The organism is Alicyclobacillus sendaiensis NBRC 100866, assembly GCF_001552675.1.
In the GTDB taxonomy this organism is placed as follows: Bacteria; Bacillota; Bacilli; order Alicyclobacillales; family Alicyclobacillaceae; genus Alicyclobacillus; species Alicyclobacillus sendaiensis.
Genome location: NZ_BCRQ01000034.1, coordinates 22,639 through 28,638 on the forward strand (window position 1 = coordinate 22,639; position 6,000 = coordinate 28,638).

The window sequence follows — 6,000 nt, forward strand, 5'->3', positions numbered from 1 at the left end:
CGGCTCACGCGTCGCAGCCCGAGGCGTACAGCCCGGGCTGCGTTTTGGTGTCAGAAACCGTGGCGAGGGTCGTTGATGAATTCGATGGAGCCGCACTCGGGGCACACGAACACGTGCACGGCGACGTTTCGCTCCAAAGCGGTGTTGATGAATTCTTCGTTGCGCTCCCCCAGAAACAGGTCCGTCAACAGGCCTGCGCCGCGGCTCAGGCCGCCCGTGCGCAGCGCGTGCGCGCCGTGGTACTGCATGGGCACCTGGCAGCGAACGCAGAGATGGTCGTGATGATACTGGCCGTCTTGGCTCAGTCCTTCCGCCGCTCGGCGCAACATGTCGAAGAAGCCCATCATCTTCTCCCTTCCGGCGCCCGTCGGAGATGTGGGCGCGCTCCTCTCGATCTTCGCGGCAGGCAGACATAATTCCTGTGAAACTGCGCAAGTTGATCGGAGCGAGGCGCACTGGTGTCCAGATGACCGGGGGATGACGAAGGCAAGCGGAATCCCCCTGGGAGAGGAAGAGGGCCGTTCGTGACAAGTTTTGACCTTGTGGAGAGCGTGAGGCGCGCACTGTCGGAGATGACCCGTGTTTACTGGCTCGAGCACGATCTCGGCACCTGGCAGTGGTGGCTGTTTGTGACCCTCGCCATTGTGCCGTGGCTCGTGTTTATACGCTTTGTCGATCGCGCCCGGATCACCGAAGTGTTGCTCTACGCGCTGGTGGTGGCGATGGTGAGCTCCGTGCTCGACATCATCGGCTCCGACCTGATGCTCTGGGGCTACAAAATTCGCCTCCTGTGGTTCGTGTATCCCACCCTGCTCTGCACCGACATGACCATCATCCCCGTCACCTTCGCGCTCATCTACCAAACGTGCCCGCGATGGCGGACATTCTCGCTCGTCTCGCTCGCTTTCAGCGTCCTGTGCGCCCTGATGGAACCCGCCTTTCGCTGGTTTGACATGTACGTCTCATACCGCTGGAGCCCCTTCTATTCCATTCCCATCTACGTGGCGATCTCATTAGCCGCGAAGTTCATGTTGGATACCTTGATCCAATTGGAGCGGCGCCATCGTCGACGGCGCTCGCAGCCAGATCCGCAATAACCTGACCACATTGGCGATGGCCCTCGAGGGACGGTTGTGGTTCAATGGGATTGGACTTTGACCCCGAGACAAAGAGGTGAGCCCCATCTCACATGGAACCTTGTCTGCATCCGACCCTCGTCGACGAGACCTCTCTCGTCCCGTATCTTGACCTCGCGCGTGAAACCGGTTACCGTTACGTCGATGTCCCGTTTCACTGGCTCGAAGATGAAGCGGAAAAGCGCGGCGAAGCGGACGTCGAGGCTCTGTTTCAAGAGCGCGGCCTGGTGCTCGCCAACCTCGGCCTTCCGCTCAACTTGTATGACGCCGAACCGGCGTTTCTGCGCGATCTCTCGCTTCTGCCGGATCGGGCGCGGCTTTGTGCCAGGCTTGGCGCGCGCAGCGTGACCGCATTCTTGTGGCCCTCCATGGACGAGGAGCCGGTCCGCTACATCTCGCAGCTCGCGCGCCGCATCCGCCAGGTGGCCGTGGAGCTCCTGCCGCTCGGCATGCGCCTCGGCCTGGAATACGTCGGCCCACACCATCTGCGCCACCGGAGGTATCCGTTTGTGCAGTCGCTCGCGGACCTGAAAACGTTTTGGGAAGCCGTCGGGGCGCCCAACGTCGGCGCGCTCATCGACAGCTACCACTGGTACACCGCAGGCGAGCACGAGGACGATCTCGCCGCGCTCGCGCCCGAAAAGGTGGTCTACGTGCACATCAACGACACGCGGGACGCGCCGGAAGACGCGCACGACGGCAGGCGCCTCTTGCCGGGCGACGGCCGGATTCCGCTCGTGCCGTTTTTGCGCGGCCTGTACCGCGCGGGCTACCGCGGCCCCGTCGCGGCCGAGGTGTTGCACGAAACGCCGCTTGAGGGAACGGGAGCGTCGCGCGCGCGCCTCGTCCGAGAGCGCCTGGAACAGCTCATCGCGCTGGCGAAGGGAGAGACCTGAATGGGTGACATCGCGCTGCAGATGTACACGCTGCGGAAACCGCTGGAGGACGATTTCGACGGGACGCTCCGACATGTGGCCGAAATCGGTTTCCGCCTCATCGAGCTTCACCACTACGGGCCATATACCGCGGCGGATTTGCGGCGCCGCCTCGACGAGTTGGGACTTCGCGCGATTTCTGCCCATGTCCCGCTGACTCGCCTGGAGTCCGAGCTGGACGACGTGATCGACGAGGCCCGGGCGCTTGGCCTCGAGTACGTGGTGTGCCCGTGGCTTCCCGCCGAGCGCCGCGACGACTACGCGGCCTTGGCCGGCGTGCTCGCGCGCGCGGCGGAGCGGGTGCGGGCCGCGGGATTTGGTTTCTCGTATCACAACCACGATTTTGAATTTGTGTCCTACGAGGGCCAGACGGCGCTCGACTGGCTGCTCGAACGCGTGCCGGACGCGGGCCTCGAGCTCGACGTGTACTGGGCGCACCACGCAGGGTTCGATCCCGTCGAGATCATTCGCCGATATCGGGGCCGGATTGACCTTTTGCATGCGAAGGATGCCTCGCCGGAGGGGCACTTTGCACCGGTTGGCACGGGCGTGCTCCCCTGGGATGCCATCTTCCAAGCTTCTGCGGAAGCAGGGGTGCGCTACGTCATCGTCGAACAGGACGTCTGTCCGGGCGATCCGTTTGAGGCCATCGCCACCTCGCTCCAGTTTTTGCAGTCGCGTCTCTGACGCGCGATGAAAGGAGGCTTTGACGTGAAACTCGGCATTTTCACGGTGCTCTTCAGCTCCATGCCGTTTGAGGAGATGCTCGATCACGTCGCCGCGGCCGGCGTGGACGCGGTCGAAATTGGAACGGGTGGGTACCCCGGCAACGCGCACTGCGACAGAGAGGCGCTCCTCGCCTCCGCGGAGAAGCGGTCGGCGTTTCTCCAGGCCGTCACGTCGCGGGGGCTCGAGATCTCGGCGCTCTCCTGCCACAACAACCCGCTCCATCCGAACGCCGAGGTCCGGCAGAAGGCGGACCAGGAACTGCGCGAGACCATCCGCCTGGCCGCGGAACTCGGCGTGAAGACGGTCGTCACGTTCTCCGGCTGCCCGGGCGAATCGGACCAATCGCAAAACCCCGTCTGGGTGACCTGCCCGTGGCCGGAGGAGTATTCGCGCGTGCTCGAATGGCAGTGGAAGGAGAAAGTCATCCCATACTGGACCGAGTTGAACCGGTTCGCCGCCCAGCATGGCGTTCGCATTGCCATCGAGGCGCATCCCGGTTTCGTGGTATACAACGGCGAGACGCTCCTGCGTCTGCGCGAGGCGTGCGGCGAGCAGATTGGCATCAACTTCGATCCGAGTCACATGTTCTGGCAGGGCATCGATCCCGTCGAGGCCGTGCACGCCCTCGCGCCGCATGGGTGCATCTTCCACGTGCACGCCAAGGACACGGGCTTCAACAAGCATAACGTGGCGCGCGACGGCGTGCTCGACACGAAGCCGTACCGCGAGGAGCTGAAGCGCGCCTGGATCTTCCGCACGGTCGGCTATGGGCATGACCACGAGACCTGGGCGGATCTTTTGAGCGCCCTGCAGATGAACGGGTACGACGGCGTCATCTCCATCGAACACGAGGACAGCCTCATGTCCATCGAAGAGGGATTCCAAAAGGCCGTCGCGTTTTTGCGGCCGCTCGTGATTCGCGAAAAACTTCAGCAGATGTGGTGGGCTTAAGAGGAGGACATCGAAGTGGCAGACAAGATTCGCGTCGGTATCGTGGGGGCGGGCGGCATTGCCCAGCAGGTGCATATCCCCAATTACAAGAAGTGCGGCGAACAGGTGGAAATCGTGGCCATCTGTGACGTGGCGGTCGATCGCGCCGAAGACGCGGCCAAGCGCTGGGGCATTCCCCACTTTTTCAAGACCGTCGACGAGATGCTGGAGAAGGTGGAACTCGACGCGGTGAGCGTCTGTACACCTAACAAATTCCACAAAGATGCGACCGTGAAGGCGCTCGAAGCCGGCTGCCACGTGCTTTGCGAGAAGCCGCCCGCCATGACGGTAGAAGAAGCGCAGGCGATGGCGGACGCGGCCAAGAAGAGCGGCAAGCACCTGTCCTACGGGTTTCACTATCGCCATACGAGCGAGGTAGATTGTCTCAAGCGGTTCATCGACGCGGGCGAGCTCGGCGAGATCTACGCCGGCACGGCCATCGCGGTGCGGCGCCGCGGCATCCCGGGTTGGGGCGTGTTCACCAACAAGGAGCTGCAGGGCGGCGGGCCGCTCATCGACATCGGCTGCCACATGCTCGACACCGCGCTCTATCTGATGGGCTACCCCGAGCCGACGATGGTCTGGGGCGCCACGTACCAAAAGCTCGGCACGCGCAAGGGTGTGGGGCTCCTCGGCGACTGGGATTGGGAACACTTCACTGTGGAGGACATGGCGCGCGGCATGATCCAGTTCGCCAATGGCGCGACGCTGGTCATCGAGTCGGCCTTTGCAGCGAACGTGAAGGAGCGCGACGTCATGAACGTGAAGCTCATGGGCGATCTCGGCGGCGCCAACGTGTTCCCGCTCGAGTTGTACCAGGAGAAGCACGGCGCGCTCATCGACGTGACGCCGGCGTATTTGCCGGAAATCTCGCCGTACGAGCGGGAGATCCGCCGATGGGTCGATGCGTGCCTGACGGGCGAGCCGCCGCTTTCGACGGCTGAGCAAGGCGTCAAGCTGCAGCGCATCTTGAACGGCCTGTACGAGTCCGCGGAGCGGGGCGAGCCCGTGAAGCTGTAGGCGGGGATGGGGAGGAATCCGGATGTCGAAGCGAGCGATTCGAATCGGCATGGTGGGCTACCAATTCATGGGTAAAGCTCACAGCCACGCGTATCGGGATCTGAACTTCTTCTTCGACGATCTCCCTGTGACGCCTGTCTTGCAGGCCATTGCCGGGCGGAGCGAGGAACCGCTTCGCCGGGCGGCCGAGGCGTACGGGTTCTCCTCGTATGAGACGGACTGGCGCCGGCTGGTGGAGCGCGACGACATCGACGTGATCGACATTGTGACGCCGAACAACGCGCATGCCGAGATCGCCATCGCCGCGGCGGAGCGTGGCAAGCATGTGATCTGCGAGAAGCCGCTCGCGATGACCGTGGACGAGGCCGTCCGGATGCGCGACGTGGTGCGGGCGGCGGGCGTCCATCACCTCGTGTGCCACAACTATCGGTACGCGCCGGCGGTCCAGTTTGCGAAGCGGCTCATCGACGAGGGGCGCCTGGGGCGGATCTACCACGTGCGGGCGCAGTACCTTCAGGATTGGATCATGGATCCGGATTTCCCGCTCGTGTGGCGCTTGCGCAAGGAGGTCACCGGATCCGGGGCGCTGGGGGACATCGCGGCGCATATTCTCGATCTCGCCCGCTTTCTCGTCGGTGAGATCCGCGATGTGGCGGCGTGCATGGAGACGTTCATCAAGGAGCGGCCCCTCGGCGAGATGGCGGGCGGGCTCGAGGCCCGGAAGGCCGGCGGCACGGGGCAGGTGGACGTGGACGACGCCGTCGCGTTTCTCGCTCACTTCGAGAACGGGGCGTTGGGTGTCTTCGAGGCCACGCGCTTCGCGGGCGGGCATCGGAACGGCAATCAGATCGAGATCAACGGCGAGAAGGGCTCCCTTCGCTGGAACCTCGAGGACATGAACTGGCTCGAGGTCTACTTCCACGGCGATGAGCCGGGATTGCAGGGCTTCCGCCGGATCAACTGCACGGAGCCCCTGCATCCGTACGCGGAGCGGTACTGGCCTGCGGGGCACATCATCGGCTACGAGCACACGTTTTTGAATCTGTTTGGCGCGTTCTTCAAAGGCTTGGTCGACGACCAGCCCGTGAAACCGGACTTCGAAGACGGCGTCCGCAATCAGTGTGTGTTGGAGGCGGTCGAGAAGGCGGCAGCGTCGAGATCGTGGGAGAACGTGGAGTATCGCTGAGCGC

At 63.7% G+C, this 6,000-nt stretch carries 7 protein-coding genes; 6 read left to right on the forward strand and 1 reads right to left on the reverse strand.

Annotated features, from left to right (window positions below; genetic code table 11):
- Nucleotides 1-50: 50 nt before the first annotated feature.
- Nucleotides 51-347, reverse strand: a complete 297-nt coding sequence (locus tag AS26_RS08265; protein WP_245629678.1) for a hypothetical protein — start codon at nt 345-347, stop codon at nt 51-53.
- A gap of 177 nt (nt 348-524) precedes the next feature.
- On the opposite strand from AS26_RS08265, the gene AS26_RS08270 reads away from it, so the two are divergent.
- From AS26_RS08270 to AS26_RS08295, 6 genes are all read left to right on the forward strand, one after another.
- Nucleotides 525-1,097 carry a CBO0543 family protein gene (locus AS26_RS08270; protein WP_062308331.1) on the forward strand — a complete coding sequence of 191 codons (573 nt, stop codon included), beginning with the start codon at nt 525-527 and terminating at the stop codon, nt 1,095-1,097.
- A gap of 92 nt (nt 1,098-1,189) precedes the next feature.
- Entirely contained in the window at nt 1,190-2,032 is an 843-nt protein-coding gene (locus AS26_RS08275; RefSeq protein WP_062308332.1) for a sugar phosphate isomerase/epimerase family protein, read from the forward strand.
- On the forward strand, nt 2,033-2,758 hold the full coding sequence (locus AS26_RS08280; protein WP_062308334.1) for a sugar phosphate isomerase/epimerase family protein: 726 nt from the start codon (nt 2,033-2,035) through the stop codon (nt 2,756-2,758).
- Between the two features lie 24 nt (nt 2,759-2,782).
- Complete coding sequence (locus tag AS26_RS08285) at nt 2,783-3,751, forward strand: sugar phosphate isomerase/epimerase family protein (RefSeq protein WP_062308336.1); 969 nt, start codon at nt 2,783-2,785, stop codon at nt 3,749-3,751.
- A 15-nt stretch (nt 3,752-3,766) separates the two neighbouring features.
- On the forward strand, nt 3,767-4,810 hold the full coding sequence (locus tag AS26_RS08290; protein ID WP_062308339.1) for a Gfo/Idh/MocA family protein: 1,044 nt from the start codon (nt 3,767-3,769) through the stop codon (nt 4,808-4,810).
- A 22-nt stretch (nt 4,811-4,832) separates the two neighbouring features.
- Nucleotides 4,833-5,996: a Gfo/Idh/MocA family protein gene (locus AS26_RS08295; protein ID WP_062308344.1), complete on the forward strand. Its 1,164-nt coding sequence runs from the start codon at nt 4,833-4,835 to the stop codon at nt 5,994-5,996.
- The last annotated feature ends 4 nt before the right edge of the window (nt 5,997-6,000 follow it).

Coding starts and splice junctions, on each gene's coding strand:
- AS26_RS08265 (WP_245629678.1), bottom strand. CDS start 347: ATGATGGGCTTCTTCGACATGTTGCGCCGAGCGGCGGAAGGACTGAGC.
- AS26_RS08275 (WP_062308332.1), top strand. CDS start 1,190: ATGGAACCTTGTCTGCATCCGACCCTCGTCGACGAGACCTCTCTCGTC.
- AS26_RS08280 (WP_062308334.1), top strand. CDS start 2,033: ATGGGTGACATCGCGCTGCAGATGTACACGCTGCGGAAACCGCTGGAG.
- AS26_RS08295 (WP_062308344.1), top strand. CDS start 4,833: ATGTCGAAGCGAGCGATTCGAATCGGCATGGTGGGCTACCAATTCATG.